At 68.4% G+C, this 26,548-nt stretch carries 25 protein-coding genes and 1 other RNA gene; 11 read left to right on the top strand and 15 right to left on the bottom strand.

Features of this window, described 5'->3' with window-relative positions; genetic code table 11:
- Positions 1-35: 35 nt before the first annotated feature.
- The 7 genes from J1C47_RS02960 to J1C47_RS02930 all read right to left on the bottom strand — a co-directional run bounded on the left by J1C47_RS02960 (position 36) and on the right by J1C47_RS02930 (position 6,240).
- Positions 36-1,784 (bottom strand): peptidoglycan D,D-transpeptidase FtsI family protein, encoded by a 1,749-nt coding sequence (locus J1C47_RS02960; RefSeq protein ID WP_207349233.1) that lies wholly within the window; start codon positions 1,782-1,784, stop codon positions 36-38.
- Entirely contained in the window at positions 1,781-2,137 is a 357-nt protein-coding gene (gene ftsL, locus J1C47_RS02955) for a cell division protein FtsL (protein WP_207349232.1), read from the bottom strand. The genes J1C47_RS02960 and ftsL overlap by 4 nt, the downstream gene beginning before the upstream one ends.
- A gap of 3 nt (positions 2,138-2,140) precedes the next feature.
- Positions 2,141-3,175, bottom strand: a complete 1,035-nt coding sequence (gene rsmH, locus J1C47_RS02950) for a 16S rRNA (cytosine(1402)-N(4))-methyltransferase RsmH (RefSeq protein WP_207349231.1) — start codon at positions 3,173-3,175, stop codon at positions 2,141-2,143.
- Positions 3,175-3,645: a division/cell wall cluster transcriptional repressor MraZ gene (gene mraZ / locus J1C47_RS02945; protein ID WP_207349230.1), complete on the bottom strand. Its 471-nt coding sequence runs from the start codon at positions 3,643-3,645 to the stop codon at positions 3,175-3,177. Before mraZ ends, rsmH begins: the two co-directional genes overlap by 1 nt.
- 600 nt (positions 3,646-4,245) lie before the next feature.
- Positions 4,246-4,688, bottom strand: an RNA gene (gene rnpB / locus J1C47_RS02940) — RNase P RNA component class A.
- Positions 4,689-4,756: 68 nt separating this feature from the next.
- On the bottom strand, positions 4,757-5,542 hold the full coding sequence (locus J1C47_RS02935; RefSeq protein WP_342591922.1) for an N-acetylmuramoyl-L-alanine amidase: 786 nt from the start codon (positions 5,540-5,542) through the stop codon (positions 4,757-4,759).
- Entirely contained in the window at positions 5,527-6,240 is a 714-nt protein-coding gene (locus tag J1C47_RS02930; RefSeq protein ID WP_207349229.1) for a J domain-containing protein, read from the bottom strand. The genes J1C47_RS02935 and J1C47_RS02930 overlap by 16 nt, the downstream gene beginning before the upstream one ends.
- Before the next feature lie 346 nt (positions 6,241-6,586).
- Here J1C47_RS02930 and J1C47_RS02925 point away from each other — a divergent pair, with 346 nt between their 5' ends.
- From J1C47_RS02925 to J1C47_RS02900, 6 genes are all read left to right on the top strand, one after another.
- Complete coding sequence (locus J1C47_RS02925; protein WP_207349228.1) at positions 6,587-7,411, top strand: glycoside hydrolase family 25 protein; 825 nt, start codon at positions 6,587-6,589, stop codon at positions 7,409-7,411.
- A gap of 70 nt (positions 7,412-7,481) precedes the next feature.
- Positions 7,482-8,669, top strand: coding sequence for a lytic murein transglycosylase (locus J1C47_RS02920; protein ID WP_207349227.1), 1,188 nt, complete (start codon positions 7,482-7,484; stop codon positions 8,667-8,669).
- A gap of 393 nt (positions 8,670-9,062) precedes the next feature.
- Positions 9,063-9,794, top strand: a complete 732-nt coding sequence (locus J1C47_RS02915) for a helix-turn-helix transcriptional regulator (RefSeq protein ID WP_207349226.1) — start codon at positions 9,063-9,065, stop codon at positions 9,792-9,794.
- Between the two features lie 444 nt (positions 9,795-10,238).
- Complete coding sequence (locus J1C47_RS02910; RefSeq protein ID WP_207349225.1) at positions 10,239-10,982, top strand: acyl-homoserine-lactone synthase; 744 nt, start codon at positions 10,239-10,241, stop codon at positions 10,980-10,982.
- A complete protein-coding gene (locus tag J1C47_RS02905) occupies positions 10,979-11,290 on the top strand; it encodes a hypothetical protein (RefSeq protein WP_207349224.1) in 312 nt (103 codons plus the stop codon). Before J1C47_RS02910 ends, J1C47_RS02905 begins: the two co-directional genes overlap by 4 nt.
- A 90-nt stretch (positions 11,291-11,380) precedes the next feature.
- Entirely contained in the window at positions 11,381-11,671 is a 291-nt protein-coding gene (locus J1C47_RS02900) for a helix-turn-helix domain-containing protein (protein WP_245396323.1), read from the top strand.
- Positions 11,672-11,794: 123 nt separating this feature from the next.
- On the opposite strand, the gene recJ is transcribed toward J1C47_RS02900, so the two are convergent.
- The 5 genes from recJ to J1C47_RS02875 form a co-directional block, all read right to left on the bottom strand.
- A complete protein-coding gene (gene recJ, locus J1C47_RS02895) occupies positions 11,795-13,594 on the bottom strand; it encodes a single-stranded-DNA-specific exonuclease RecJ (RefSeq protein WP_207349222.1) in 1,800 nt (599 codons plus the stop codon).
- A gap of 148 nt (positions 13,595-13,742) precedes the next feature.
- A complete protein-coding gene (gene glpX, locus J1C47_RS02890) occupies positions 13,743-14,735 on the bottom strand; it encodes a class II fructose-bisphosphatase (RefSeq protein ID WP_207349221.1) in 993 nt (330 codons plus the stop codon).
- A 399-nt stretch (positions 14,736-15,134) separates the two neighbouring features.
- On the bottom strand, positions 15,135-16,439 hold the full coding sequence (locus J1C47_RS02885) for a homoserine dehydrogenase (RefSeq protein ID WP_207349220.1): 1,305 nt from the start codon (positions 16,437-16,439) through the stop codon (positions 15,135-15,137).
- A 131-nt stretch (positions 16,440-16,570) separates the two neighbouring features.
- A complete protein-coding gene (locus tag J1C47_RS02880; RefSeq protein WP_207349219.1) occupies positions 16,571-17,788 on the bottom strand; it encodes an LL-diaminopimelate aminotransferase in 1,218 nt (405 codons plus the stop codon).
- Between the two features lie 112 nt (positions 17,789-17,900).
- Complete coding sequence (locus J1C47_RS02875) at positions 17,901-18,332, bottom strand: hypothetical protein (RefSeq protein WP_207349218.1); 432 nt, start codon at positions 18,330-18,332, stop codon at positions 17,901-17,903.
- A 248-nt stretch (positions 18,333-18,580) separates the two neighbouring features.
- On the opposite strand from J1C47_RS02875, the gene phaC reads away from it, so the two are divergent.
- The 5 genes from phaC to radC all read left to right on the top strand — a co-directional run bounded on the left by phaC (position 18,581) and on the right by radC (position 23,609).
- Positions 18,581-20,413: a class I poly(R)-hydroxyalkanoic acid synthase gene (phaC, locus tag J1C47_RS02870; RefSeq protein ID WP_207349217.1), complete on the top strand. Its 1,833-nt coding sequence runs from the start codon at positions 18,581-18,583 to the stop codon at positions 20,411-20,413.
- Between the two features lie 330 nt (positions 20,414-20,743).
- Positions 20,744-21,190 (top strand): glyoxalase superfamily protein, encoded by a 447-nt coding sequence (locus J1C47_RS02865; protein WP_207349216.1) that lies wholly within the window; start codon positions 20,744-20,746, stop codon positions 21,188-21,190.
- Positions 21,191-21,244: 54 nt separating this feature from the next.
- Positions 21,245-21,955 carry a DNA/RNA nuclease SfsA gene (gene sfsA / locus J1C47_RS02860; RefSeq protein ID WP_207349215.1) on the top strand — a complete coding sequence of 237 codons (711 nt, stop codon included), beginning with the start codon at positions 21,245-21,247 and terminating at the stop codon, positions 21,953-21,955.
- Positions 21,952-22,803: a type I methionyl aminopeptidase gene (gene map, locus J1C47_RS02855; RefSeq protein WP_207349214.1), complete on the top strand. Its 852-nt coding sequence runs from the start codon at positions 21,952-21,954 to the stop codon at positions 22,801-22,803. The genes sfsA and map overlap by 4 nt, the downstream gene beginning before the upstream one ends.
- Before the next feature lie 8 nt (positions 22,804-22,811).
- Entirely contained in the window at positions 22,812-23,609 is a 798-nt protein-coding gene (radC, locus tag J1C47_RS02850; RefSeq protein ID WP_207349213.1) for a RadC family protein, read from the top strand.
- A 22-nt stretch (positions 23,610-23,631) separates the two neighbouring features.
- Here the strand turns inward: radC and J1C47_RS02845 are convergent, their stop codons facing one another.
- The 3 genes from J1C47_RS02845 to J1C47_RS02835 all read right to left on the bottom strand — a co-directional run bounded on the left by J1C47_RS02845 (position 23,632) and on the right by J1C47_RS02835 (position 26,447).
- Positions 23,632-23,913 carry an usg protein gene (locus J1C47_RS02845; RefSeq protein ID WP_207349212.1) on the bottom strand — a complete coding sequence of 94 codons (282 nt, stop codon included), beginning with the start codon at positions 23,911-23,913 and terminating at the stop codon, positions 23,632-23,634.
- Positions 23,914-24,175: 262 nt separating this feature from the next.
- Complete coding sequence (locus tag J1C47_RS02840) at positions 24,176-25,711, bottom strand: cryptochrome/photolyase family protein (RefSeq protein ID WP_207349211.1); 1,536 nt, start codon at positions 25,709-25,711, stop codon at positions 24,176-24,178.
- Positions 25,712-25,718: 7 nt separating this feature from the next.
- Complete coding sequence (locus J1C47_RS02835) at positions 25,719-26,447, bottom strand: SDR family NAD(P)-dependent oxidoreductase (protein ID WP_207349210.1); 729 nt, start codon at positions 26,445-26,447, stop codon at positions 25,719-25,721.
- Positions 26,448-26,548: the final 101 nt, after the last annotated feature.

Here is a 26,548-nt window from a genome sequence, read left to right as displayed (position 1 = left end):
GGCCGCCCCCGGCCGGCTGTTCGGTCTTCTATAGCCTAATATGCGACGAGCAAGGACTTTCCCTCGTCCCCGAATTCGGGATGGACGCCGAGGAACGTTGCCGAGCGGCGGATGATGTTGCCGGCCATCACGGCGGCGTTCATGCCGGCCGTCGCATAGTATTTGCCCTTCTCGGCGTGGGGCTCGTCGATGATCGTCAGGACGATGTAACGGGGATGGTCGATCGGGAAGGCCGCGACGAAGGCGTTGAACTTCTTGGTGTTGGAGTAGCGCCCGTGCACCACCTTGTTGGCCGTGCCGGTCTTGCCGCCGACGAGGTAACCGGGAGTGCCGGCGTTGCTGCCGGAGCCGTGCGGATCGGTGACGTTGAGGCGGAAGATGGAGCGCATCTGATCGCTGGTCTTCTGCGAGATGACGCGCTTGGCGACGGCGGCCGCCTGCTCCTTCGTGCGCGGCAGGAAGGTCGGCTGGATGAGCAGCCCGCCGTTCACCACCGCCGCGGCGGCGACGGCAGTGTTCAGCGGCGTGGTCGAGACGCCGTGGCCGAAGGCGATGGTGATGTTGTTGATCTGCCGCCAGACCTTCGGCTGGGTCGGTGTCGCGACTTCCGGCAGTTCGGTCTTTGTCCGGGACAAGAGGCCGAGCCTCGTCAGAAACTCCTTGTGCGCGTCGATGCCGATGAGTTCGGCTTCCCGTGCCGAGCCGATGTTGGACGAGTGGATGAAGATCTCCGGCACGGAGAGGACGCGGCGGGTGGCGTGGAAATCGTGAATGGTGAAGCCGCCGATCCTCAGCGGCTTGGTGGCGTCGAAGGTGTCGGTGATCTTCACCTTGCCGGAATCGAGCGCCATCGCCGTCGTGAAGATCTTGAAGGTCGAGCCCATTTCGTAGAGGCCGGCGGAGACCCGGTTCAGCCGGTTCTTGTCGAGGGCCTGGGACGGGATGTTGGGGTCGTAGTCGGGTACCGAGGTCATGGCGATCACTTCGCCGGTCTCGACGTCGAGGACGAGGCCGCCGGCCGCCAGCGCCTTGTAGCGCTGCATGCCCTGGGCCACCTCGTCCTGGACGATGTGCTGGACGCGCAGGTCCATCGACAGCCGCACCGGCGCGAGGTCGGCTTCGGTCGCAAGACCGCTGTTCTGCAGCGCCCTGAAGCCCTGGTCGTCGATCCACTTCTCCATGCCCGCCGTGCCCTGGTTGTCGACGTTGACATGGCCGACGATGTAGGCGGCGGTCGAGCGCCCGGGATAGAAGCGGGTCTTCTCGGAGCGGAACCCGATCCCCGGAATTCCGAGATCGAGGATCGCCTGCTTCTGGCTCGGCGTCAGCTCCCGCTTCAGCCAGATGAAGCCCTGGTCGCCCGACAGCCGCTTGTAGAGCCACTTCGGATCGAGATCCGGCAGGACGGTCAGGAGGAGTTCGCTCGCCTCGTCGGGGTCGATGATCCGGCGCGGTTCGGCAAACAGCGAGAAGGTGGTGATGTCGGTCGCCAGCACCCGGCCGTTGCGGTCTAGGATCTCCGGCCGGGCGGTCATGATCCTGTCGGCACGGAAATAGCTGGCGGTCTTGTCCGGCTCGATGCCCCATTCGGCGAGGCGGGCACCGATGACCAGATAGACGGCCGCGAACAGCCCGATCGCCAGCGCGAAGCGGCCGCCGTTCAACGGGGTTTCGAGGCGCCTGCGATGCGACAGGCGGGGAAAGCGCAGGATTGCGGGCTCGGCGGCCGCGTCAGCGCTCCGCGGGCGGCTCGGCCGCCTCAGGAGCTCTCCGACGCCCTTCATTTCGCCGGCCTTGCGACGTTGTATGCGATCCGGCCGTCCTGCGGCACGGGAACCGGCGTCGGCACGGCCTTCGGGGCCGGCAGTTCGTCCGGCGCGACGATCTGGTCGGGCCGGATCGGCTTCAGTTCGAGCTCGTCGGCATAGATGTCGGCGAGGCGCTGCAGGCGCGAGGGCTGGTCGAGAAGGGTCCAGTCGGCCTCGAGCAGGGAGATCGTCTCCTTCTCGAGGGCGATCTTCCGGTCGACCTTGGCGATCTCGGTCTCGACCAGTTCGGCATCGTGCTTGATCGCATAGGTATAGGCGGCCGCGCCGAGCATCGACAGGACGAGGAGGGTGTTCAGGGCTTTCAGCACGGCTCAGTCTCCGGTCTCGGGTAGGTCGGCAAGATTGGGAAGTCCGGCGAAGTCCAGCGACTCGCCGCTCTGGCGCGGCAGGGCCGCCGTCCGCGTGCCGAGCCGCAGCTTGGCGGACCGGGCGCGCGGATTGCTCTCGGCCTCCGCCGGCCCGGCGGAAACCGCCTTGCCGCCGGCCGTAAAGGTGAGTGCACGCTCGCCGGCATCGGGAAGGTGGCGCGAGGCGGAAGGCTGCGTCGAGCGATCCTTGAGGAAGCGCTTGACGATCCGGTCTTCCAGCGAATGGAAGGTCACGACGACGAGCCGCCCGCCGGGCTTCAGCACGCGCTCGGCGGCGACCAGGGCACGGGCGAGCTCGCCGAGCTCGTCGTTGACGAAGATGCGCAGGGCCTGGAAGCTGCGGGTGGCCGGATCGATCCTGTCCTTGGGCGCACGGCCCACCACGCCGGCGATCACCGATGCGAGATCGAGCGTGCGCTCGAACGGCCGTTCGGCGCGCCGCGCCACGATCGCCCTGGCGATGCGCCCCGCCTGGCGCTCCTCGCCGAGAAAGCCGAGAATCCGCGCGAGATCGCCGGCCTTGAAGGAATTGACGACATCCGCGGCCGTCGCCCCGGTCGCCGCCATGCGCATGTCGAGCGGACCGTCCTTCTGGAAGGAGAAGCCGCGCTCCGCCTCGTCGATCTGCATGGAGGAGACGCCGATGTCGAGGACGACGCCCTCGACGCCGTCGGGGGCGTGCTCGCGGGCGATCGCCTCGAGTTCGGAGAACCGGCCCTCGACGAGGCTCAGCCGGCCGCCGGCCTCGGCGACGAGGCCCGCCCCCGCGGCGATCGCCGTCGGATCGCGGTCGATGCCGATCACGGACGCGCCGTGCATGAGCAGCGCCCGGCTGTAGCCGCCGGCACCGAAGGTGCCGTCGACGACGATCTCGTGAGGGGTCGGCGCCAGCGCGCCGACCACCTCTTCTAGAAGCACCGGAACATGACGGACGGGTCCGCCAACGCCGGGATCCTCAATCCCGCCGTCGCCCGCCATTATTCCGATGTTTCGACGAAAGCCGAAGTCCCTCTGTCCCGTGCCAGCTTGTCCCGCAGCCGGTCGCGCAGCGCGCCGCGCACTGCCTCGAAGCGATCCGGCTCCCAGAGCTGGAACGTATCCTTCAGGCCGACGAAGGTGACGCGGTCGGCGATCCCGGTATGCGAGCGGATGAAATCGGTCATCTGGATGCGCCCCTCCGAATCCGTCTTCAGATAGGCTCCGTCGCCATAGGCGTAGAGCGCCATCTCCTGATAAAGGTCGCTGAAGGGATCGAGCGCCGCCATCTGCCTCTCGAAATGCTCCATCATCTCCGGCCCGCCGACGTTGATCGCCGGCTGGGAAAGCGCCCGCATCGCAAAGAGCTCGCGGATGCCGCGGCGCTCGATGACATTGCGGAACTGCGAGGGCACGGAGACCCGGCCCTTCGCGTCGACGTTGTGGACGTAGCTCGAAAGAAAGCGGTCCATCGACGACTGCTCGACCCACCCTGCCACACACCGACACCTGCACCACGCCCGTCCCGGCCGCCGCGGCCACCCGGCCATCGACGCAGGACCACACCCCGGCCGAGGCTTTGGACGAAGCCACGACCGCTCTTTCCGCACTGCGGAAATACGCCGTACACTGCTTGATTGCCGGCCTGAAACGGCCGTTGCGATGTCGGTTTTGGGATAGCATGGGCATCCGTGGGCGTCAATGGGAAGGGCCTTTTCCAGCACCCCGTCCAGATCACCCCGCAGCCTAGGCCGACAGGCGTTAACACTCGACTAACATTAATGAATTCTCTTCAGATTATGAATCCTTTCGATTCCGCTATGGAAGCCGCCGCCGGTCGCCGGGCGCCTTTGCCGCAAGGCTGACGCAAGGCGTCGTCGCACCTGCGCCGAGGCTCGCGACGGACGGCCGGGAAAATCGCGTCGCGGCTAACGAGGATCCTTTCGGGACCGTTCGCCGAAGGCCCCGTACTGCAATGCAATACCCCCGGCCAGCGCCGGCGACCGGGCACAGGATACAGCGACGGCGCAGTCGCGACGCTGCGGCACGGAGCCGCTGTGGCGGGAAGATGAAGCGTCAGCCGGCCTGTAAGCCGGGTTCTGTCGGCGGCAGAGCCGCCGGGCGACCATTCCTCTGGGACGGCCCTTGCGGACCGCCTCGAGCAACCCACCCGGACGACTGGCCCGGAGAATGGCTGGCGTGGGACGAAATCCCACGCCGCGTCGTCCCTATTCGGTCTTGCTCCCGGTGGGGTTTACCATGCCGCCGCCGTTGCCGGCGCCGCGGTGGGCTCTTACCCCACCTTTTCACCCTTACCCCGCCGGCAGTTCGGCTCCCGGCAAACGGGCGCTTCGGCGATCGAGCCGAACTGCAGGCGGGGCGGTCTGTTTTCTGTGGCACTTTCCCTGGGGTCGCCCCCGCCGGACGTTATCCGGCACCGTCTCTCCGTGGAGCCCGGACTTTCCTCCCCCGCCGCCTTTCGGCGTGTGACGGGAGCGGCCGCCCGGCCGGCTGACGGCGCCTCACTCGGCCAGCGGCGCGCGCTTGTCAACGGACGCGCGTCCGGAAAAGCTCGTCCGGCGCTCATGCAGTGCGCTCGCCGCGGCCGCCCCGGGCGAGCGCGCCGATCAACGCATCGAGCGTCGCGACCGTCGAGACGTCGGCGATGCCGTCGACCCGCGCCGGGCGGAAATGCCGCTGGAACGCGGTCACCGCACACCGGGTGACATCGTCGAAGCGTCCGGTCGGCGGGACGTCGTAGCCATAGCCGGCAAGGCGCCTCTGCAGGGCGAGGACTGACGGGCCCGCGTCGCCCTCGGCGAGGACCCTGCCGTCCCGGATCGCCGCCGCCGGCACGAAATGGCCGATGCCGCGCGCGGCGAGCACCTCCCAGGGAAACTTCTCGCCCGGATCCTGCTTGCGGGCCGGCGCGACGTCGGAATGGCCGAGCACGCGCTCCGGCCGGATGGCGTTGCGCGCCACGATGTCGGCGGCAAGCCCGGCCACTGCGTCGATCTGCGGCGGCGGGAAGTCGGGCAGCCCGCCGGCATGGCCGGGATTGACGATCTCGATGCCGATCGAGAGCGAATTGACGTCGGAGACACCCTGCCAGCTCCCCTGCCCCGCATGCCAGGCCCGCTCGGCCTCCGGCACCATCTGGACGATGCGGCCGTCCTCGTGGACGACGTAGTGACAGGAGACCTCGCTCGCCGGATCCTGAAGCCAGCGCACCGCGCCCTCGCCCGTGCCCATGCCGGTGTAATGCAGGATGAGGATGCTCGGCGGGCCGAAGCACCGCCGCTCGTTGCGGTTCGGCGACGGCCGCAGCTCGCCGACCAGCGGGCTGTCGGGCGTCAAGCCGCCGGCCACTTGGCGATCTTCGTATAGGCGTCGTTGATGGCCTTCATCCGCTCCGAGGCGATGAACATGAACTCGTCCGGCACGCCGCGGGCGGCCAGCCTGTCCGGATGGTTCTCCTTGACCAGCGTCAGATACTGCGCGCGCGCCTCGGCATGGGTGGCGTCGGCGTCGAGGCCGAGAACCGCATAGGGGTTGTCCGGCCCCTGGATGTGCCGCTCGCGCAGCCGCGCGAAGGCCGCCGCGTCGAGGCCGAAGATCCCGGCGATCTCCTCGATGAAGGCGAGTTCGCGCTCGTGGACGAGGCCATCGGCCTTGGCGATGTGAAACAATGCGTCGAGGACGTCCGAGAGGATCTGGCAGTTGCCGCTCTCGTCCTCGCACATCGACCTGAGCCGCGCCGCATAGACCTCGAAGCCGGCGACGTCCTGCTTGGCGATGTCGTAGAGCCGGAAGACGTTCTTCATCTCCTCGGGCGGAATCTCCAGGATCTGCCGGAAGGCCGAGACCTCCGCCGTCGAGACGATCCCGTCCGCCTTCGCCATCTTCGCCGACAGGGCGATAATCGCGACCGAGAAGGCGACCTTGCGCCGTGTGTCGCGGTCACCGGCAAAGAGCGACCGGACGGCATCAAGGACCGCGCTGAACGTCGCCCGGCCGCTCGCCGGGAGCTGCTGCACGAGAGCGCTGAGGGTTGCAAATATCGCCATCGCTCGTGACCGTTCCGCTTGAACTTCGGCAGGCTTTGCGGCGGCGGCCCGACGACCGCCCCGCGGCATCGCCTTCGGCGATCGGCTGCGCGCCTCCTCGCAGCCCGGCAAAGCGCGGCGCCGCAGGCCTGACTCTCGCCTCGACGCACCCCGTGAGAAGGATGGTCCGCTATCGCCCCTCCTCAAGTCCCGGTCAAGCCGCGCATGCTGATCTCGGGCGAAGAGACGGCCGCTGCCGCACCACGGCAGGCGGCGGCTGTGGCATTGGCGCAATTGCGCGCAACGGCTTCCAAAGCGCAAAAAGGGCTTGTGAGCCGGATCGCGCGAAAGGGAGAGAAGTCTGGCCATGGACGTCAGCCACAGGGTGCGAAACCATCAGAGAGACGACGAGCCGGCCCGCCCCGCCGCCGGGCGCACCTCTCGCCGGGCATTTCTGGCGGCCCTCGGGGCCTCGGCGGCCCTCGCCGGCTGCCGCTCGACCGCGACGAGCGTCGAGGATCTCGGTCTTTCCTCCTTCTCGGCGCAGACCGCCTCGGCCTATCCGATCCACGGCATCGACGTCGCCAAGTATCAGGGCGACATCGACTGGGAGGAGGCGCAGAACGGCGGCGTCGCCTTCGCCTGGCTGAAGGCGACGGAAGGCGGCGACCGGGTCGACGACCGCTTCGACGAATACTGGCGCGAGGCCGGCAAGGTCCGTGTTCCCCGCGGCGCCTATCACTTCTGGTACCACTGCCGGCCGGGCGACGAGCAGGCCGACTGGTTCATCCGCAACGTGCCGCGCCAGCGCGGCGCCCTGCCGCCGGTGATCGACGTCGAATGGACGCCGTTCTCGCCCACCTGCACGATCCGGCCGCCGCGCGACGAGCTGGTCCGCGAGGTCGGCAGGATGTCCGCGGCGCTCGAGCGGCACTACGGCCAGCGGCCGATCCTCTACGTCCCGATCGACGTGCATCGCGACCGCCTGGTCGGCGCCTTTCCGAGGCACGAATTCTGGCTGCGCGCCGTCAAGGACCATCCCGACAACGTCTACGAGGACCGCAAATTCCGCTTCTGGCAGTACACCGCGACGGGAACCGTGCCCGGCGTCAAGGGCGAGGTCGACCGCAACGCCTTCGCCGGATCGAGGAACGACTGGATCGCCTGGCTGAAGCACAACCTCGCGACATGATCTCTTCAATCTGCCATCAAGTCGCGGTAACCGCCCGCCGATTCGATCGCCTGTCCGGAGTTTCCGCCCGATGACCCTAGTCCCGCGCCTCGCCGCGCTCCTCGCGCTCCTTGCCGCCGGAACGGCCACCGCCAGGGCCCAGCAGTGCGGCGGCGACTTTCAGGCCTTTCTCGACGGCGTCCGGCAGGAGGCGCTGGCCAAGGGGCTTTCCCAGAACGCGGTCGACACCGCGGTGGCCGACATGCGCTTCGAACCGAAGGTCATTTCCCGCGACCGCGCCCAGGGGGTCTTCGCCCAGGACTGGCGGCAGTTCGCCACCCGCATGGTCAGCGGCTACCGGCTGAAATACGGCCGCCAGAACCTTCAGAAATACGACGAAGTGTTCGAGGACGTCGAAGCGCAGACCGGCGTTCCCGGCCCGGTGATCGCCAGCTTCTGGGGCCTCGAGACGGATTACGGCGCCGTCCTCGGCGATTTCGAGACCCTGCCCGCGCTGGCGACGCTCGCCCATGACTGCCGCCGGCCTGAACTGTTCCGCCCGCATCTGATGGCGGCGATCGAGATCGTCGACAAAGGCTATCTGAAGCCGAGCGAGATGCGGGGCGCCTGGGCCGGCGAGATCGGCCAGACGCAGCTCCTGCCGGAGGAATACGTGACCTTCGGCACCGACGAGGACAACAACGGCCGCGTCGACCTGCGCAAGGACACCCCCGACGTCCTGATGACCACCGGCAAGTACATCGCCTCCCTCGGCTGGCGCCGGGGCGAGCCGTGGCTCGAAGCGGTGCGCGTGCCGAAGGACTTCCCGTGGGACCGCGCCGCGCTGGTCAACAAGGAGCCGCGTTCGAGCTTCGCCTCGCTCGGCGTCACCAAGGCGGACGGCTCGCCGCTGGAGAACGACGCGCTGTCGGCGGCGCTGCTCCTGCCGATGGGACGCGACGGGCCGGCCTTCCTCGCCTTCCCGAACTTCGAGATCTATCTCGCCTGGAACAAGTCGCTGGTCTATTCCCTGACCGCCGCCTATTTCGCGACGCGCCTCGCCGGCGCCCCGCCGGTGGACATGGGGAACCCCGCCCCCGGCCTCTCGGTCGACCAGACCAAGGCCCTGCAGCAGAAGCTCGTGGCGCGCGGCTACGACGTCGGGGGCGTCGACGGCGTCGTCGGCGAGAACACGCGGGGGGCGGTGCGCAAGGAGCAGCAGCGGCTCGGGCTCCCCGCCGACGGCTGGCCGACAGCCGACCTCCTTTCGGCGCTCTGACGCCTTCCGGCGGCGCCGTCCGCAACCCGAAGTCGATCCGCACCCGCCTGACGGACGACCTGCCGGAGAGCCGCCGCCGCATGTAACGCGTCCAGCGGCGACCAGAACTTACGCAAAGTCATGCGAAGTCTTCTTCGCCGACGCAAAGAACGACGCCGGGCTGATTCCCATCGCGGCCGACGCCGCGAGTTCGTCGCCCGCCGCGCGGTCCGTCGCAACTCAATCGGACGAGAAAAGCGTCCCTCAACCCTGACGGTTGCACCAGAGCGCCTCGGCGGCGGCCGAACATCGCGCGGCCGCACCAACAGCATCGCAGTCAATTCTATTAGACGTTGACGCAATAGCGGATTCATTGTTGAGTTCGATGCACACGTCTCAACTCTGCAGGCCGCCATGGGACAATACGCCACCGACGAGATGTTCAGGTTTGTCGACTGCATCCAGCATCTGGAAGATCAGGATGCGATCGCTACGGAGCTGTTCAAGACGGTTCGCCCCTTCGGGTTCACGAGCTACGGCATTTCCGGTCTTCCGCGACCGAACGAGTCGGTCGAGCCGTATTTCCTGCTGTCCGGCTGGCAGCCGGAATGGTTCGACCGTTACGTACGAAACGACTACGTCCATTTCGATCCGGTGATCGCCCATACCACCCGGACCGACGCGCCCTTTACCTGGGAGGAGGCCTGCAGCGGCCGCAAGATCTCCGCCGACGCGCGAAAGGTGATGGACGAGGCCACCGCTTTCGGCATGCGGCAGGGACTGACCGTGCCGATCTACACGCTCGGCGGCCTTTCGGCGGTCGTCACCTTCGGCGGCGATCGCATCGAACTCTCCGGCCGCGAACGCGGCGCCCTCCACATGATCGCGATCTACGCCCACAGCCAGATCAGGCGTCTCGCCTCCCGGCGCCGCGACGACGAGGCGGACCGCGCCCCGTTCTCGGCGCGCGAGCGCGAGTGCGTCCTGTGGTGTGCCGAGGGGAAGACCAACTGGGAGATCGGGCGGATCACCGGCCTGTCCGAAAAGACGATCGAGAGCTACCTGCGCAATGCCAGCCAGAAGGTCGGCGCCATGAACCGGGCGCAGCTCGTCGCCGAGAGCTTTCGCCAGCGCCGCATCGCGTGACGGCCGCCGCCGGCCGGCATCGCCGCCTACCCTTCGAGCATCACGGCTCGCGCCGCCCAGGACGCGGAACGGCGCCTGCCGGGCGCCGCTGCACTTGGCCTTGCCGCCGGGTGCCGCCGGACTTGCCCCTCCTCATGTGACGGTTCCGGCCCGGGGGCCGCCGCCTAGCGCCCGGCGCGCTCCCGCTCGTCCTGCAGCTCGCCCCCGCCGTCTCCGGCTGATCCGGCCGGACCGCGGCGCCGCATCGCGGTGTCACGGGGATCGCGGCGTGCCCCAGGCGTCGCCCGAACGGAGCCCGGCACCCCGCCGAAAGGACGCGCCGGACACACGCCCGCCGAGCCCGATCATCCGGCCTCCTGCCGCCACGTCAATACCGGGAAATCCCTGAATTTGCATCCGTCTTCCCCCGGCGCACAAGCGCAGAGAGCTGGAAGGAGACGGCCCATGATGAGAATGATCACCACCGCCAACATGCCGCGCTTTGCCGACGTCATGGAGGACGTCTGGTCCTTCCGGCACCGACATTTCGTCGACCGCTTCGGCTGGCGCGCGCTCACCAAGCCCGACGGGCGGGAGATCGACCAGTTCGACACCGACGGTGCCGTCCACCTGCCGCTCGTCCTCGACGGCAAGGTGACGGGCTACACCCGCCTGCTGCGGACCGACCGGCCGCATCTCCTCTCCGACGTCTATCCCGAGCTGATGGACGGCGCGCCCTGGCCGCGCGGCGACGACATCCTCGAATGGACCCGCTGCGTCGCCGAACCGGGCGTCACCAACCCCGAGGGCGTCAGCGCCAACTTCCTGGTCTTCGCCGGCGTCGCCGAAGCCTTCGTCGCGCTCGGCCTGCGCGGCGTCATCGTCCAGACCCACCCGAAGCTGGTGACCCGGCTGCTCGAGACCGGGTGGCAGGTCCGCCCGCTGAACGTGCCGCGAATTTACGACGGCGCGCCGCTGGCGGTAATCTTCGCCCACGCGACTGCCGAGACCGTCGCGATCAGCCGCGCGCAGTTCGGCCTCGACGGTCCGGTGCTGACGGTTGATTCGGACATGCCGCATCCGACGCGACCCGACGCGAGGGTGGAAATGCACCCCGGATGGGGTGCGACATATTCGCGCACGGCCGATTCGACCGATTCACCTCGACACGGCGGCAAGGGCATTAACTCTGGGAGGAAGCAGGGATGATTTCCGAGGACATCATGCGTTCGTCGCAAGCCCAAGAGGCTGCACACTTCCTGATATCGAGCCTTTCTGCAGTCCGTGGGCTTTCGCTCGCGGCGGCGCGGGCCATCGAGCTTGCGATCTGCGAGTGCGATAACCGTTTCGTCATACCGGAGCGGGCGATGGCGCCGGAGCGCGTTAACCGAAATGCCCTGCTACACACTTTGAATTATGCAATTCCTGAGTTAGAGCATTCCCGTCCAGAAGCTGCCGCTGCAGTGACTTTGGCTGTCAAGATCCTGGTCCAGCAGCAGGCACCAAACCGTCAGTAAGATAGTCTAATTATGCGTAATTCAAAAGCAGCATCCGATATCGATCGGCAGATCGCCGCCCGCATCAGGCTTGCGCGCCTGGAGACGGGCATGTCTCAGGAAAAACTGGCCGAAGCGCTGGGAATCACCTTCCAGCAGGTCCAGAAATACGAAAAGGGCCTGAACCGGATATCCGCGGGTCGCCTGCGCGAGATCGCCGATACTCTGGGTCGCGAGGTCACCTGGTTCTTCGAGGAAATGCCGACCTTCGAAGCCTATCCGACCCTGTCGAAGGCCGACCTGCGCATGCTGAAGAACCTCAAGGCTCTCTCGCCGGAGACCCGCCGGGCACTCGACGCCCTGCTGGCTTCGCTCAATCCCGACATGGAGACCGCCGAATAGGGTCTTCGACCGTCGCCGCGCGCCGGATTCGGCACGACGACGGCGCAGGACGAACGGACGTCAGTCGCGAAGCAGGACGGGCTTCGACGGCTCTCGCATCCGCCGACGCCGGCCCTCGCGACGTCACGCGTAGCCTGCGACGGCCGCATCCAGAATCCGGAAACTGACCTCCTGCTCTCCCCGAAAGAAGTCGGCGGAGAGGCTACCAGCCAGATGCAATGCCCTGCCTTGACTGGACTGGAGGATTTCGCCCAGATCGCTTCCGGCCGCCTTGAAGGCGATGGCCCGCATCGTGGCCCCTTCCTCCCCCTTTAGCCGCACCGCGACATGGCCGTTGCCGACGATCCGCGCATCGACCACCCTGTGCCGCGCGACGGCGAGCAGCGGCGGCTCGTGCCCGGCACCGAACGGCCCCGCTTTTTCCAGCATTTCATAGAGCGGCACGGTCACGCCCGCCGCGCTCACCGCCGCGTCGATCCTAAGCGCGTCGGCACGCGAGGCCGCCGCGACGTCGGCCAGCGCCTCGGCCTCGAGAAAGTGGCGGAGATCGCCCAGCCGCTCGCGCCGCACGGTGAGGCCCGCCGCCATGGCATGGCCGCCGCCCTTCTCGACGATGCCGCAGTCCACGGCCTTGCGCACCAGCCGCCCGAGATCGACGCCGGCCACCGACCGGCCGGAGCCGCTGCCTTTGCCGTCGGCGCCGAAGGCGACGGCGAAGGCCGGGCGGCGGTAGCGTTCCTTGAGGCGTGCGGCGATCAGGCCGACGATGCCGGGATGCCAGTCGTTCGAGGCGGCGACGAGGACCGGCGGTCCCTCGCCCGCGCCGATCTCGGCCGCCACCTCCGCATCCGCCTCGGCGAGCATCCGCGCCTCCATCGCCTGGCGCTCGCCGTTGAGGACGTCGAGCCGCTCGGCGATCGCCTCCGCCTCGACCTGGTCGAGCAGACAGAGAAGCCGGCTGCCGAGGGCGGCATCGCCGATCCGGCCGCCGGCATTGATGCGCGGGCCGATCAGGAAGCCGAGATGGCCGGAGCGGACCGGGCCGGAGAGCCGCGCGACGCGGCAGAGCGCCTTCAGCCCGACATTGTCGTGCCGGCGCATCACCGCGAGACCCTGCACGACGAAGGCGCGGTTGAGGCCCTTGAGCGGCACCACGTCGCAGACCGTTGCCAGCGCGACGAGATCGACAAGCCGCATGAGGTCGATCGGCGGCTCGGTGACGACCCGCCGCTGCCTCAGCAGCCGCCGGGTGGCGACGAGCGTCATGAAGACGACGCCGGCAGCGGCGAGATGGCCGAGCCCCGACAGATCGTCCTGGCGGTTGGGATTGACCAGCGCCGTCACCGACGGCAGGTCGGCGGCGGCCTGATGGTGGTCGAGAACCACGACGTCGAGGCCGCGCTGCCTCGCGTGGGCGAAGACCTCGCAGCTCGACGTGCCGCAATCGACGGAAACGAGCAACGTCGCCCCGGCATCGGCGATTTCGTCGATCGCCGGACGGTTCGGGCCGTAGCCCTCGGTGATGCGGTCGGGGATCCTGATCGCCGGATCGAGACCGTAATGGGCGAGGAAGCGCCAGATGAGCGCCGACGACGCCGCACCGTCGACGTCGTAGTCGCCGAAGATCGCGACGCGCTCCCGCCTTGCGACGGCGTCGGCGAGGCGCGCCGCGGCCGCGTCCATGTCGGTGAGGACCGACGGGTCCGGCATCTCGTCGCGCAGCTTCGGCGCGAGGAACCGTGCAGCCGTCGCCGTCTCGACGCCGCGCGCGGCCATGACGCGGGCGACGACGTCGGGAATTCCGAGCTTCTGGGCCATGGCGAGCGCCTCGCCCTCGCCGCGGGCGTCGAGCGCGCTCTTCCAGCGGCGCCCGGTGGCGGAGCGTTCGACCCCCAGAAAGTGGTTGCTGCCGGTTGCCGGCATCCTGTCTCGGCCGAGCATGACTGTACGAAGCGGTTCCTCGAAGGCGTTGCAAAGCGCCGTTATCGCAGAGTCGGTGGTCTGCGTGAACCGCTTCCGGCCCCGTCCGCCACTTCAAAATGCCGGGCCCGGTCGGGCGCGGGGCAAGAGGTCAGACGGACGGGCCCGCCCTGCCGAGGTCGGCGACGTGATGGTGGGCGCGCACCTCGCGGATGGTGCGGGAGAAGGAGCGCATCAGGACCGTGTGGGTGGTGACGCGGTCCCGGTAGAACCTGACGCCGTCGAGCAGGTTGCCGTCGGTGACGCCGGTCGCGGCGAAGATGACGTTGCCCGCGGCCATCTCCTCGGCGCTGTAGATCTTCTCGGGATCGCCGACGCCCATGCGTTCGGCCCGGGCGCGCTTCTCGATGGTGTTGAGCTGCAGCCGGGCCTGCATCTGGCCGCCGGTGCAGCGCAGCGCCGCGGCGGCGAGCACCCCCTCCGGCGCGCCGCCGATGCCCATATAGATGTCGATGCCGGTCTCCTCCGGGTCGGTCGTCTGGATGACGCCGGCCACGTCGCCGTCGCCGATCAGCCGGATCGCCGCGCCGGCTTCGCGAACCGCCGCGATCAGCTGCGCGTGCCGCGGCCGGTCGAGGATGCAGGCGGTGAGATCGGCAATGCGGACACCCTTCGCCTCGGCGAGCGCCGCGAGATTTGCCTCCGGCGATTTGGTCAGGTCGACGACGCCGGTCGGATAGCCGGGCCCGATGGCGATCTTCTCCATATAGACGTCTGGGGCGTTCAAGAGGCTGCCGCGCTCCGCCATGGCGACCACCGCCAGCGAGTTCGGCAGGTTCTTGGCGCAGACGGTCGTGCCCTCCAGCGGATCGAGCGCGATGTCGACGGCAATGCCGCCGCGGCCCACCTTTTCGCCGATATAGAGCATCGGCGCGTCGTCCCGCTCGCCCTCGCCGATCACCACGGTGCCGTCGATGTCGATCTGGTTCAGCGCCTGGCGCATGGCGTCGACCGCGGCCTGGTCGGCGGCCTTCTCGTCGCCCCGGCCGCGCAGCCGCGCCGCGGCGATCGCCGCCTGCTCGGTGACGCGCGCGAGTTCGAGGGACAGGACCCGGTTCAAATTCTCGCCGATCTTCGCCGCCATCTCGTCCATCCGTTGCTACCGCCCCGCCGCGATTCCCCGAGACGCGATTTCCAGCCCCCGTCGTGGCGAGACATTCGGCCAGAACGCTCGTTGGAAGGGCACCGCGTGTCTCAACCGGGCCACCGGTCGAAATTCCCGCCGCGTGAATCATAGACCATAGAGGCTTTTCGCCGCCACGACGAAAGCCGTTGCCGGGCGTCGATATGACCCGCTTGCGTGTCGGGCCGATGTCGCTCCCGGGCGGTCGGCGGTTCCGCTCGCCACGGACCGCCGACGCTGCGACAGGTGCCGGTCAAGCTCCCGGCAGCTCGCGGACGCATCCAGGCAAAGCGACCGGGCCCCGAGCCGCAGATCCCGCCTTTCCCGCCGGCCGATGCCCGGCGGGCCCTTCCGACGAATTCAGTCGAGATCCTCGATGCGAATCATCTGGGGCTCGCCGGAAAGGTGGCCATCCTTCGAAAGCGCTTCGAGAGCGGCGCGAATCGCCGCCTCGGTGGTCTCGTGGGTGACGAGGATCACCGGGGCCGTCCCTTCGCCGGTCTTCAGATCGGCCTTGCGCTGGACGATCGACTCCAGAGAAATCCCGTTCTCGGCCATCCGGTTGGCGATCGAGGCGAAGGCGCCGACGCGGTCGTAGACGGCGAGGCGGATGTAGTAGCCGCCCTCGTGGGCCCGCATGCGGGCGCGCTGATAGGGCTGCAGCCGCGCCGGCGGCACGCCGAGCGTCGGCGGCACGAAGCCGCCGGCGACGTCCATGATGTCGGAAAGCACCGCCGAGGAGGTCGCCGCGCCGCCCGCACCGGGTCCGGCAAGGAGGATCGAGCCGAGAAGGTCGGAATCGATCGCCACCGCATTGGTGACGCCGTCGATCTGGGCGAGTGCCGAGCGCGCCGGGATCATCGCCGGATGGACGCGCTGCTCGATGCCGCTGTCGGTGCGCAGCGCGACCGCGAGGAGCTTGATCCGGTAGCCGAGCTCGCTCGCGGCGAGGATGTCGGCGATGGTGATCCGGGAGATCCCCTCGACGAAGATGCTCTCCAGCGAGATCTCGGTGCCGAAGGCGAGCGAGGTCAGGATCGCCAGCTTGTGGGCGGCGTCGTAGCCGCCGATGTCGAAGGTCGGATCGGCCTCGGCGTAACCGAGCGCCTGGGCGTCCTTCAGGCAGGCGTCGAAGCCGATGCCCTCCTTCTCCATACGGGTCAGTATGTAGTTGCAGGTGCCGTTGAGAATTCCGTAGACGCGGTTCACCTCGTTGGCCGAGAGCGCTTCGCGCATGGTCTTGATCGCCGGGATGCCGCCGGCGACGGCGGCCTCGAAGAGGATCTCCGTGCCGTTGGCCGCGGCGAGCTTTGCGAGTTCGACGCCGTGATGGGCAAGCAGCGCCTTGTTGGCCGTGACCACCGGTATGCCGCGCTCGAGGGCGGCCTTCACCGCCTCGTGCACCACCCCCTCGGAGCCGCCGATGAGTTCGACGAAGGCGTCGATCGCCGCTTCCCGTGCCAACGTCAGCGGATCGTCGAACCAGGCCATGCCGTCGGTGTCGAAGCCGCGGCGGCGATCGCGGTCGCGCGCCGAGATCGCGGTCACCCGGATCGTCCGGCCGACCCGCTCCGCCAGGAGGTCCGATTTCCGCTCGATCAGCTGCGCGACGTTCGCGCCGACGGTGCCGAGCCCGGCAATGCCGAGCCGCAATTCGCTTTTCATGCCAAACTCGTTTCTGGCAGGACGCCCGGGCGGCAGGGCCGATCCCCGGCGTCGTCACGGATGGAAGGAACGCCGGGCGGCAAGGCGCCGCCCCGTCAAGGCCGCCCTCGCTCGCCCGTCAGCCGCGCGGCTCAGGACCGGGCGCGAAGCGAGACGACGTTCTGCCCCGCTTCGCCGCCGGACGCAAGGAAGCGGCGCAGATTGCGGGCCGCCTGCCGGATGCGGTGCTCGTTCTCGACCAGCGCGATGCGCACGTGGTCGTCGCCGTGCTCGCCGAAGCCGATGCCGGGGGCGACCGCGACCTGGGCCTCCTCGATCAGGAGCTTGGAGAATTCCAGCGAGCCGAGATGGCGATAGGCCGGCGGGATCGGCGCCCAGGCGAACATGGTCGATGCCGGCGGCGGCACCTGCCAGCCGGCACGGCCGAAGGATTCGACGAGGACGTCGCGGCGCTTGCGGTAGATCGTGCGGACCTCTTCGATCGCCGCGTCGCCGCCGTTCAGCGCGGCGGTCGCGGCCACCTGGATCGGCGTGAAGGCGCCGTAGTCGAGATAGGACTTCACCCGCGCCAGCGCCCCGAGCAGGCGCTCGTTGCCGACGGCGAAGCCGATCCGCCAGCCCGGCATGGAGAAGGTCTTCGACATCGAGGTGAACTCGACAGCGACGTCCATCGCCCCCTCGACCTGAAGGATCGACGGCGGCGGCACGTCGTCGAAATAGATCTCGGCATAGGCGAGGTCGGAAAGGACGATGATCTCGTTCCTGCGGGCGAAATCGACGATCTCCTTGTAGAAGGCGAGATCGGCGACGTAGGCCGTCGGATTGGACGGGTAGTTCAGGATGATCGCGATCGGCTTGGGGATCGAATGGCGCACCGCCCGGTCGATGGCGGCGAAGAAGTCGCGATCCGGCTTGGCGGGAATCGCCCGGATGGTGCCGCCCGCCATCAGGAAGCCGAAGGCGTGGATCGGATAGGTCGGGTTGGGGCACAGCACCACGTCGCCCGGCGCGGTGATCGCCTGGGCCATGTTGGCGAAGCCCTCCTTCGAGCCGAGCGTCGCCACCACCTGCCTGGCCGGGTCGAGCTTCACGCCGAAGCGGCGCTCGTAATAGCCCGCCTGGGCGCGGCGCAGCCCGGCGATACCCTTCGAGGCCGAGTAGCGGTGCGTGCGCGAGTCCTGGATGACCTCGCACATCTTGTCGACGACGAACTGCGGCGTGGGCAGATCCGGATTGCCCATGCCGAGGTCGATGATGTCGGCGCCGCGGGCCCGGGCGGCGGCCTTCAGCCGGTTGACTTCCTCGAAGACGTAAGGCGGCAGACGCCGGACTTTGTGAAATTCTTCCATCGCTCTCGTCCTCCGGCACCATGCCGGGAATGGTCTCCGGCCGGATGCCGGAACAAGATCTCGCTTCGGCGCCCACCGCCACTGAACCACGGCCGTCCGGCCGGCGCGGCGTCTACTGGCCGGTCTGGATCTGCCGCAGCACCTCTTCGGGCGTGCGGCTCGGGGCCTGGCCGGACCCGACCTTCACGGCAGCCGATTCGGGCTTGCGGGCGAGCGCGGCGTCGACTTCCTCGGCCTGACGCCGCTTCAGCCGCTTCAGCCGGGCGATCTCCGCGTCGTAGCCGCGGGTCGAGGCGGCGCCCCCGCGCTTACCGGCGAGCGCTGCGGCCCGCCGTCGCTGCGCCGCGACCGTGGCATCGTCGACCTGGGGCGCGGCGGCGTCGGGATAGGCGCCGAGCATCGGATAGCCGTCGGGGCCGAGGCGCTGGCCGGAGCGGCCGTCCGGGGCGACGGGATGGTAGGCGACGGTCTGCGGCGTCATCGCCTCCTCGTAGGCCGCCTGGCAGCCGGCGAGCGCCGCCGTCATGGCCAATGCCGTCAACATGCGAGGGGCGATCCCACCGGCCATTCCCAACAGTCCATCCGAAGCAACCACCGACAGGCGTGCAGACCGCTTCAAATCCGCGACGCCTGTGTCATATCCTACGGACAAGGCAAACACAAAGAAGCCAGCGTCCGTTTCATGTCGCCGTTGCAAGATTGGCGCTAGGAATCGAGACGCATCCGATCGCCGGACGCGACACGCCGAGACCGTCGCCGCACCGGCCGGGGAACAGGGAGGACGCAAGACCGATGGCCAGCAAAGCCACCAGGCCCGAGACGGATCCGCTCGCCATGCATACCGAGGACTTCGTGGTGAAGGATCCCGAGGCCTTCAGCCGGAACATGGCGCGCATGCTGGAGCAGATCGGCAAAGCCGCCGCCGCCTGGGTCGCACCCCGGGAAAAGGGGGAGGTCGTCGACGGCGGGCCGATTTCCATGGCCGAGGTGGTGCAGACGCTCTCCAAGGTTTCCGAATATTGGATGACCGATCCGGCGCGGGCGATGGAGGCCCAGACCAACCTCTTCGCCAGCTACCTGAACATCTGGAGCAATTCCATCCGCCGGCTCGCCGGCGAGGCGCCCGACCATCCGGTCGACGCGGCCAAGGGCGACAAGCGCTTCGCCGGGGCCGACTGGAACGAGAATCTGTTCTTCGACTTCGTCAAGCAGACCTATCTGTTGACCAGCCGCTGGGCCGACGAGCTCGTCGAGCGGGCGGAGGGGCTCGATCCGCATACACGGCACAAGGCCGCCTTCTACGTCCGCCAGATCTCCAACGCGCTCGCCCCCTCGAACTTCGTGATGACCAATCCGGAGCTGTACCGCGAGACCATCGCCTCGAACGGCGAGAACCTCGTCAAGGGCATGAAGATGTTCGCCGAGGATATGGTCGCCGGCCGCGGAACGCTGAGGCTGCGGCAGTCGGACTACAGCAAGTACCAGGTCGGCCGCGACATGGCGGTGACGCCCGGCAAGGTCGTCGCGGAGAACGATCTCTGCCAGATCATCCAGTATGCGCCGCAGACCGAGACGGTGTTCCGCCGCCCGCTGCTCATCGTGCCGCCCTGGATCAACAAGTTCTACATCCTCGATCTCAATCCGGAGAAGTCGTTCATCGGCTGGGCGGTGAAGCAGGGGCTGACGGTGTTCGTCGTCTCCTGGGTCAATCCGGACGAGCGCCAGGCCGAGAAGGGCTGGCAGGAATATATCGAGGAGGGAATCCGCTTCGGCCTCGACACGGCGGAGAAGGCGACCGGCGAAGCGCAGGTCAACGCCGTCGGCTATTGCGTCGGCGGCACGCTGCTCGGCGCCTCGCTCGCCTATCTGAAGGCGAAGGGCGACGAGCGGATCAAGACGACGACCTTCCTCACCACCCAGATCGACTTCACCCATGCCGGCGACCTCAAGGTCTTCGTCGACGAGACCCAGCTGAAGGCGCTCGAGCGCTCGATGGAGCGGGGCTATCTGGAAGGCTCGCAGATGGCGACGGCCTTCAACCTTCTGCGCTCCGGCGATCTGATCTGGCCCTATTTCGTCAACAACTACCTGCGCGGCAAGGAGCCGCTGCCCTTCGACCTTCTCTACTGGAACGCCGATTCGACGCGGATGCCGAAGGCGAACCACCTCTTCTACCTGCGCAACTGCTATCACGAGAACCGGCTCTCGCGCGGCAAGATGGAGATCGGCGGCGTCAGGCTCGACCTCTCCAAGGTGACGATGCCGATCTACAACCTCGCCACCAAGGAAGACCACATCGCCCCCGCGCGGTCGGTCTATCGCGGCTGCCTCGCCTTCGGCTCGAAGGTCGATTTCGTGCTCACCGGCTCCGGCCACATCGCCGGCGTCGTCAACCCGCCGGCGAAGAACAAGTACCAGTACTGGACCGGCCCGGCGCCGAAGGACACCGGCGGCTTCGAGGACTGGCTCTTGGCGGCGAGGGAAACGCCGGGCTCCTGGTGGGGCCACTGGCTGGAATGGCTGACGCCGCATCTCGGCGACAGGATCGAGCCGCGCGAGCCGGGCGGCGGCCGGCTGACGCCGATCGAGGACGCGCCGGGGCGGTATGTGCGGATGCCGTCCTGACGGCCGGAGCGCGCCGCCATGCGCCCCGGCGCTGGAAGCGACCGGCCCGAAGGAGCGAGCGTCCGTCCGCGATCAGGGCGATCGCCCTGCCGGCCCGGGCTTCGGGCGATTGCTCCGGGCGGATCGGCATCGCCCGGATTGCCGCCGGTCGCGAGGACGGCTATAGGCGTCTCCAGGGCTCGAGGCGCCCGCCGTCCGCTGGCTGATCGCCGTGGTGAAGTCCTCCCCGAGACGCAACCGTCGAAGCCTTCGATCGGGCATCGCCGGCCGGCGGCAATGCGGACACCCGCCAGATTTGGCCGCCATGCGATGCCGGAAGGAGCTTCCGACATGCAATCTCCCACTATTCCCCTGCCCTCGCTGCCCGTTCTGAAGGATCAGGCAAGGCGGCTGCGGGCCTCGCTCGAGGCGGCCGGACAGCCGGTCTCGCATTGCCGGGCGCTGGAGCTCGTCGCCCATCAGCACGGGTTCCGCGACTGGAACACGCTGCACGCCCGGCTCGGCAACCGGCCGCGCCTGTCGCCCTACACCCTCGGGTCGCGGGTCGCAGGCTGCTATCTCGGCCAGCGCTTCACCGGCGAGGTGATCGCGGCGAGCGCCTTCGAGGCCGACCCGACCCGCATCCGCCTGACGCTGAGGTTCGACGAGCCGGTCGACGTCGTCACCTTCGACAGCTTCTCGGCCTTCCGGCACCGGGTGAACTGCGTCGTCGACGACACCGGGCGCAGCCGCGAGAAGACGTCGGACGGGCGGCCGCATGTGGAACTCGCCTGGTAGAGTCGGGACCGCGGCGACGTTGACCCGGCGGGGGCGAGGAGCTACCCGCCGGCGATGCAGTTCCCCGCCCCGCTGATCCCCGGCCGCCTGATCGAGCGCTACAAGCGCTTCCTCGCCGACGTCGCGATCGACGGCGAGGGTGCCCCGGTCACCGTCCACTGCCCCAATCCTGGCGCCATGATGGGGCTGAAGGCGCCAGGCGCGCGGGTCTTCCTGTCGCGCTCGCCCAACCTCAAGCGCAAGCTGCCGCTGACGCTGGAGATCGTCGAGGCGGACGGAACGCTCGTCGGCATCAACACCGGCCTTCCCAACCGGATCGCCGAGGAGGCGATCGCCGCGGGCCTCGTCCAGGAACTCTCCGGCCTCGGGCCGGCCCGGCGCGAGGTGCGCTATGCCGCCGCCTCGCGGGTCGACCTCCTCTACCGGCAGCCGGACGGACGCGCGGTCTTCGTCGAGGTGAAGAACGTCCATCTGAGGCGCGAAGCGGGCCTCGCCGAGTTTCCCGACTGCGTGACGACGCGCGGCGCCCGCCACCTCGACGATCTCGCCGCCGAGGTCGCGGCGGGCAGCCGCGCGGTGATGCTCTACGTCGTGCAGCGGGCGGACTGCGACCGGCTCGCCTTCGCCGCCGATCTCGACCCCGCCTATGCGGCGGGCTTCGCCGCGGCACGGCGCCGAGGGGTTGAAGCCTTCGCCGTTCGGTGCGACATCACCCTTGACGGGATCATCCCCAACCGCACCCTCCCGATCGTCGAGCGACCATGACCACCTATCTCGAGGCCGAGGCGAATCCGATCCGCAACACCGGCGCCATCCGGCTCTACGGGCCGGAGGCCTTCGCCGGCATGCGCCAGGCCTGCCAGCTGACGGCGCGCTGCCTCGACGGCCTGGCGGAACTGGTGGTGCCCGGCGCGACGACGCAGGCGCTCGACGACTTCGTCTACGACTTCGCCCTGTCGAACGGCGCCGTCCCCGCGACGCTGAACTACCGCGGCTACATGAAGAGCGTCTGCACCTCGATCAATCACGTGGTCTGCCACGGTATTCCCAACGAGAAGCCGCTGAAGGAAGGCGACATCGTCAATGTCGACGTCACGCTGATCGTCGACGGCTGGCACGGGGATTCCTCGCGCATGTATCCGGTCGGGCGGATCAAGCGGGCGGCCGAGCGGCTCTGCGAGGTGACCTACCGCTCGCTGCTCCTCGGCATCGAGGCGGTGAAGCCGGGCGGCCATGTCGGCGACATCGGCGAGGCGATCCAGAGCTACGCCGAGGCCGAGCGTTGCTCGGTGGTGCGGGACTTCTGCGGCCACGGTGTCGGCAAGCTCTTCCACGACGCGCCGAACGTCCTGCATTACGGCCGCCGCGGCGAAGGCCCCGAACTGAAGCCCGGCATGATCTTCACCGTCGAGCCGATGATCAATCTCGGGCGGCCGCACGTGAAGATCCTCAACGACGGCTGGACGGCCGTCACCCGCGACCGGACGCTCTCCGCCCAGTACGAACACACGCTGGGTGTCACCGAGGACGGCTACGAGGTGTTCACCCACTCTCCGGCAGGGCTCGACACGCCGGGGATCGCCTTCACGCGCGAACCGGCCGCGGCCGAATAGGCGCGGCGATGGCTTCGTCCGGCGATCGCGGAGACCTCACCGGAGCGGACGACGTCTGGCCGGGGCTCGAGGAGCGCATATCCAGGTCGCCGCAGCCCCAGCGCAAGGCCGCGGGCACCGGCGAAGACCGGGCCGCGCGCCATCACGACGGCCATCGCGACCGGCTGCGGGCGCGTTTCGCCGCGGCGGGGGACGACGCGCTCGCCGACTACGAGCTGCTCGAACTGATCCTCTTCCGTTCGATCCCGCGCAAGGACGTCAAGCCGATCGCGAAAGCGCTTATCGCGCATTTCGGCTCGCTCGCCGAGGTGCTCGGCGCGCCGACGCGGCGCCTCACCGAGGTTCCGGGCGTCAAGGACGCCGTCGCCCTCGACATCGCCGTCGTCGCGGCGGTCAACCGGCGCGGCATGCGCTCGGCGGTGCGGCAGCGCGAAGTGCTTTCTTCATGGGCCGCGGTGCTCGACTACTGCAAGGCGGCGATGGCCCACGAAGGGCGCGAGCAGTTCCGCATCCTGTTTCTCGACAAGAAGAACGCCCTCATCGCCGACGAGGTGCAGGGCACCGGAACGGTCGACCACACGCCGGTCTATCCGCGCGAGGTCATGCGCCGCGCGCTGGAACTGAACGCCACCGCGATCATCCTCGTCCACAACCATCCCTCCGGCGACCCGACACCCTCGCGCGCCGACATCGACATGACGAAGACGATCGTCGAGACCGCGCGGCCGCTCGGCGTCGCCGTCCACGACCACATCATCATCGGCAAGAACGGCCATGCCAGCCTCAAGGGGCTGCGGCTGATCTGACGGCGCGGCCGAGGCCGGATCGTCAGTGCAGATGGCCGCCGTCCTTCACGAGGCGGATTTCCTTCGGCGTGATCAGCCCCTGATGCATGACGCGGACGGAATGGATGATCGCCTCGATCTCCCGCTCCCAATGGTCGAGAAACCGCTTTAGACGCGGATAGTCCGGCGCCATGTCCTCGAACTGCCAGAAGAAGGTCTGGAGCAACGTCGGATGATCCGGCATGCGATACAGCACCTCGGCCGAGGTGAGGCTGTATCCCTGAAGCATCCGACGGAACGACGCGTCGACAGATCTGGCAGTCATCGGCACACCTCTTCGAAAAGCGGCGGCCGGCGAGCGGCCGACGCTGGATCATCCGCATCCAACTTGACGGACACGGGTGTCCGATCAGTGGAGCGATCAGACGATGCTGCGCCGCCTTCGTTAACGAGACGTTAAGCGACCCTGCGACATTCGGCCAGTTTCAGAGCGAGGGAAACCCGAAGCCGTGCGGTGCCACCGCCCTCGCCCGTCTTTCGCGCGCGCCGTTGCATTTGCACAACAAATCGGCATGCCTCGTTGATGATCAGTATTCACCCGTCGAGACGAGGCCGTCGAGGAAGCCTTCCGCCTCGCGCCGGATCGTCGCCACCTTCTTCGCATCCATCCGCCCGAGCGTCGCATAGGTGCGGGCCATGCGGGGGTTGCCCTGCAGCCGCTCGGCGTTGCGGGCGACGAAATCCCAGTAGAGCAGGTTGAACGGGCAGGCGCCCTCGCCGGTCTTCAGCTTCGGCGAATAGCGGCAGGACCCGCAATAGTCGGACATTTTGTCGATATAGTTCGCCGAGGCGGCATAGGGCTTGGAGGCGAACAGCCCGCCGTCGGCATAGAGGATCATGCCGACGACGTTCGGCATCTCCACCCACTCATAGGCATCGTGATAGACGACGAGATACCACTCCTGCACCTCTTTTGGATCGAAGCCGCAGAGGAGGCAGAAATTGCCGATCACCATCAGCCGCTGGATGTGGTGGTTGTAGGCGCTGTCCCGCACCTCGCGGAAGCACGCCCCCAGGCAGTTGAGATCGGTCTCCCCGGTCCAGAAGAAGTCGGGCAGCTTCCGGCGGGCGAGGAGCTTGTTGGACGCGGCATAGTCCGGCATCTCGCGCCAGTAGACGCCGCGGACGAACTCCCGCCAGCCGATGATCTGGCGGATGAAGCCCTCGACGGCGTTGATCGGCGCGCTGCCGTCCCGCCAGGCGGCTTCCGCCCGCTCGCAGGCCTCGCGCGGGTCGATCAGGCCGCAATTGATCAGCGCCGAGACGTGCGAGTGGAAGAGCAGCGGCTCGCCCTCCCGCATGGCATCCTGATAGGTGCCGAAATCCGGCAGCGCCGTTTCGACGAACCAGGCGAGGGAGTGCAGCGCCTGGCGCCGGGTGACCGGATAGTCGAAATCGTCGAGACCGCCGAAATGGTTGCCGAAGCGGGCGGCGACGAGATCCAGAACCTCTCGCGTCGTCTCGTCCACGCCATAGGTCGGCCGCTCCGGCGGGGCGACGTCCGCCGCGAGCGGCTCGCGGTTGGAATGGTCGAAATTCCAGCGGCCCCCGGCGGGCTCGTCGCCCTCCATGAGATAGCCGGTCTCCTTGCGCATCTCGCGATAGAAGAACTCCATCCGCAGCTGCTTCAGACCATGAGCAAAGGCGCGGAAGCGCTCGTGGCTGCAGAGAAAACGATCGTCCGGCCGGATGTCGACCGAGACGTCCAGTTCCTCGCGCCAGTCCTCCATCATCTGCCGCACCCGCCATTCGCCGGGCTCCGTCACGACGACGCCATCCGGCCGGTGGCGCGCCACGGCGCGTTCGAGTTCGCCGGTGAAGCAGCCGGTGTTTGCGGCATCGTCGAGGGCGACGTAGTCGACGGTGACGTCCCGCGCCCTCAGATCCTCGGCAAAGTGCCGCATGGCGGCGAAGAGGAAGGCGATCTTGCGCTTGTGATGACGGACGTAGCGCGTCTCGTCGGCGACCTCGCACATCAGGACGACGTCGCCTTCGGCAAGATCACGGAGCGAAGAGAGATTGCGGCTGAGCTGGTCGCCGAGCACGAAGCGGAGCGTCGCCATGGCGCGCCTAGCTCCGCCCGATGCGGATGGAGGAGCGGCCGCCGTCGACGCCGATGACCTGCCCAGTGATCCAGGATCCCGCCCCGGTGAGGAGCAGTTCGGCCATGGCCGCGATGTCGTCCGCCCGGCCGAGCCGCGGGACGGCATGCATCCGGGCGATCGCGTCAGCCATTTTCTCGTTGCCGGCGACGGTGCGACCGAGCGGCGTGTCGACGAGCGACGGCGCGATCGCGTTGACGCGGATCCGCGGGGCGAATTCCGTCGCCAGCGTGCGCGTCAGCCCGACCACGGCCCCCTTCGCCATGGCGATCGAGGCGTGGGCGGCAAAGCCCTGGTCGACGGCGACGGTCGAGAAGAACACCGCGGCGGCGCCCTCTTCCGCCGCGAGCAGCGCCGGCGTCGCGGCGGAAAAGGCGAGCGCCGCGCCGAGGGCGTTGAGCCGGAAGTCGCTCAGATAGTCCTCCGCCGTCGTCTTCCGGAACGGTTTGAGATTGATCGAACCGACGGCATAGACGAACCCGTCGAGAGGCTCCGGCAGCGCCTCGCCCGCCGCCTCGACCGCCGCTCGATCCGTGACGTCGCAGACGATCGTCGCGGCGGAAAGCTCGTCGCCGAGGCGGGCGAGCGCCTCGCCGTTCCGGCCGGCGAGGACGAGTTCGTGCCCCGCCTGGTGCAGCCGGCGCGCGATGGCCGAACCGATGCCGCCGCTGCCCCCGAAGATCAGATGTCGTCCCATGGCGCCCCTTCGCCTTCGCTGCCCCGGATCGTCGCGCGCCGTCGGCGCCTTTGGTGGCCGAACACGAAAGAGGACGAAGCGTTGCGGCAGCAAGGGCGGCT

It is taken from the genome of Jiella sonneratiae (genome assembly GCF_017353515.1).
GTDB lineage: Bacteria > Pseudomonadota > Alphaproteobacteria > Rhizobiales > Rhizobiaceae > Jiella > Jiella sonneratiae.
Note: the sequence above shows the minus strand (reverse complement) of the source record. Positions and strands in the feature narration are given on the sequence as shown.

Coding starts and splice junctions, on each gene's coding strand:
- J1C47_RS02960 (WP_207349233.1), bottom strand. CDS start 1,784: ATGAAGGGCGTCGGAGAGCTCCTGAGGCGGCCGAGCCGCCCGCGGAGC.
- rsmH (WP_207349231.1), bottom strand. CDS start 3,175: ATGGCGGGCGACGGCGGGATTGAGGATCCCGGCGTTGGCGGACCCGTC.
- mraZ (WP_207349230.1), bottom strand. CDS start 3,645: ATGGACCGCTTTCTTTCGAGCTACGTCCACAACGTCGACGCGAAGGGC.
- J1C47_RS02930 (WP_207349229.1), bottom strand. CDS start 6,240: ATGGCGATATTTGCAACCCTCAGCGCTCTCGTGCAGCAGCTCCCGGCG.
- J1C47_RS02925 (WP_207349228.1), top strand. CDS start 6,587: ATGGACGTCAGCCACAGGGTGCGAAACCATCAGAGAGACGACGAGCCG.
- J1C47_RS02920 (WP_207349227.1), top strand. CDS start 7,482: ATGACCCTAGTCCCGCGCCTCGCCGCGCTCCTCGCGCTCCTTGCCGCC.
- J1C47_RS02915 (WP_207349226.1), top strand. CDS start 9,063: ATGGGACAATACGCCACCGACGAGATGTTCAGGTTTGTCGACTGCATC.
- J1C47_RS02910 (WP_207349225.1), top strand. CDS start 10,239: ATGATGAGAATGATCACCACCGCCAACATGCCGCGCTTTGCCGACGTC.
- J1C47_RS02905 (WP_207349224.1), top strand. CDS start 10,979: ATGATTTCCGAGGACATCATGCGTTCGTCGCAAGCCCAAGAGGCTGCA.
- J1C47_RS02900 (WP_245396323.1), top strand. CDS start 11,381: ATGTCTCAGGAAAAACTGGCCGAAGCGCTGGGAATCACCTTCCAGCAG.
- recJ (WP_207349222.1), bottom strand. CDS start 13,594: ATGCCGGCAACCGGCAGCAACCACTTTCTGGGGGTCGAACGCTCCGCC.
- glpX (WP_207349221.1), bottom strand. CDS start 14,735: ATGGCGGCGAAGATCGGCGAGAATTTGAACCGGGTCCTGTCCCTCGAA.
- J1C47_RS02885 (WP_207349220.1), bottom strand. CDS start 16,439: ATGAAAAGCGAATTGCGGCTCGGCATTGCCGGGCTCGGCACCGTCGGC.
- J1C47_RS02880 (WP_207349219.1), bottom strand. CDS start 17,788: ATGGAAGAATTTCACAAAGTCCGGCGTCTGCCGCCTTACGTCTTCGAG.
- J1C47_RS02875 (WP_207349218.1), bottom strand. CDS start 18,332: ATGTTGACGGCATTGGCCATGACGGCGGCGCTCGCCGGCTGCCAGGCG.
- phaC (WP_207349217.1), top strand. CDS start 18,581: ATGGCCAGCAAAGCCACCAGGCCCGAGACGGATCCGCTCGCCATGCAT.
- J1C47_RS02865 (WP_207349216.1), top strand. CDS start 20,744: ATGCAATCTCCCACTATTCCCCTGCCCTCGCTGCCCGTTCTGAAGGAT.
- sfsA (WP_207349215.1), top strand. CDS start 21,245: ATGCAGTTCCCCGCCCCGCTGATCCCCGGCCGCCTGATCGAGCGCTAC.
- map (WP_207349214.1), top strand. CDS start 21,952: ATGACCACCTATCTCGAGGCCGAGGCGAATCCGATCCGCAACACCGGC.
- radC (WP_207349213.1), top strand. CDS start 22,812: ATGGCTTCGTCCGGCGATCGCGGAGACCTCACCGGAGCGGACGACGTC.
- J1C47_RS02845 (WP_207349212.1), bottom strand. CDS start 23,913: ATGACTGCCAGATCTGTCGACGCGTCGTTCCGTCGGATGCTTCAGGGA.
- J1C47_RS02840 (WP_207349211.1), bottom strand. CDS start 25,711: ATGGCGACGCTCCGCTTCGTGCTCGGCGACCAGCTCAGCCGCAATCTC.
- J1C47_RS02835 (WP_207349210.1), bottom strand. CDS start 26,447: ATGGGACGACATCTGATCTTCGGGGGCAGCGGCGGCATCGGTTCGGCC.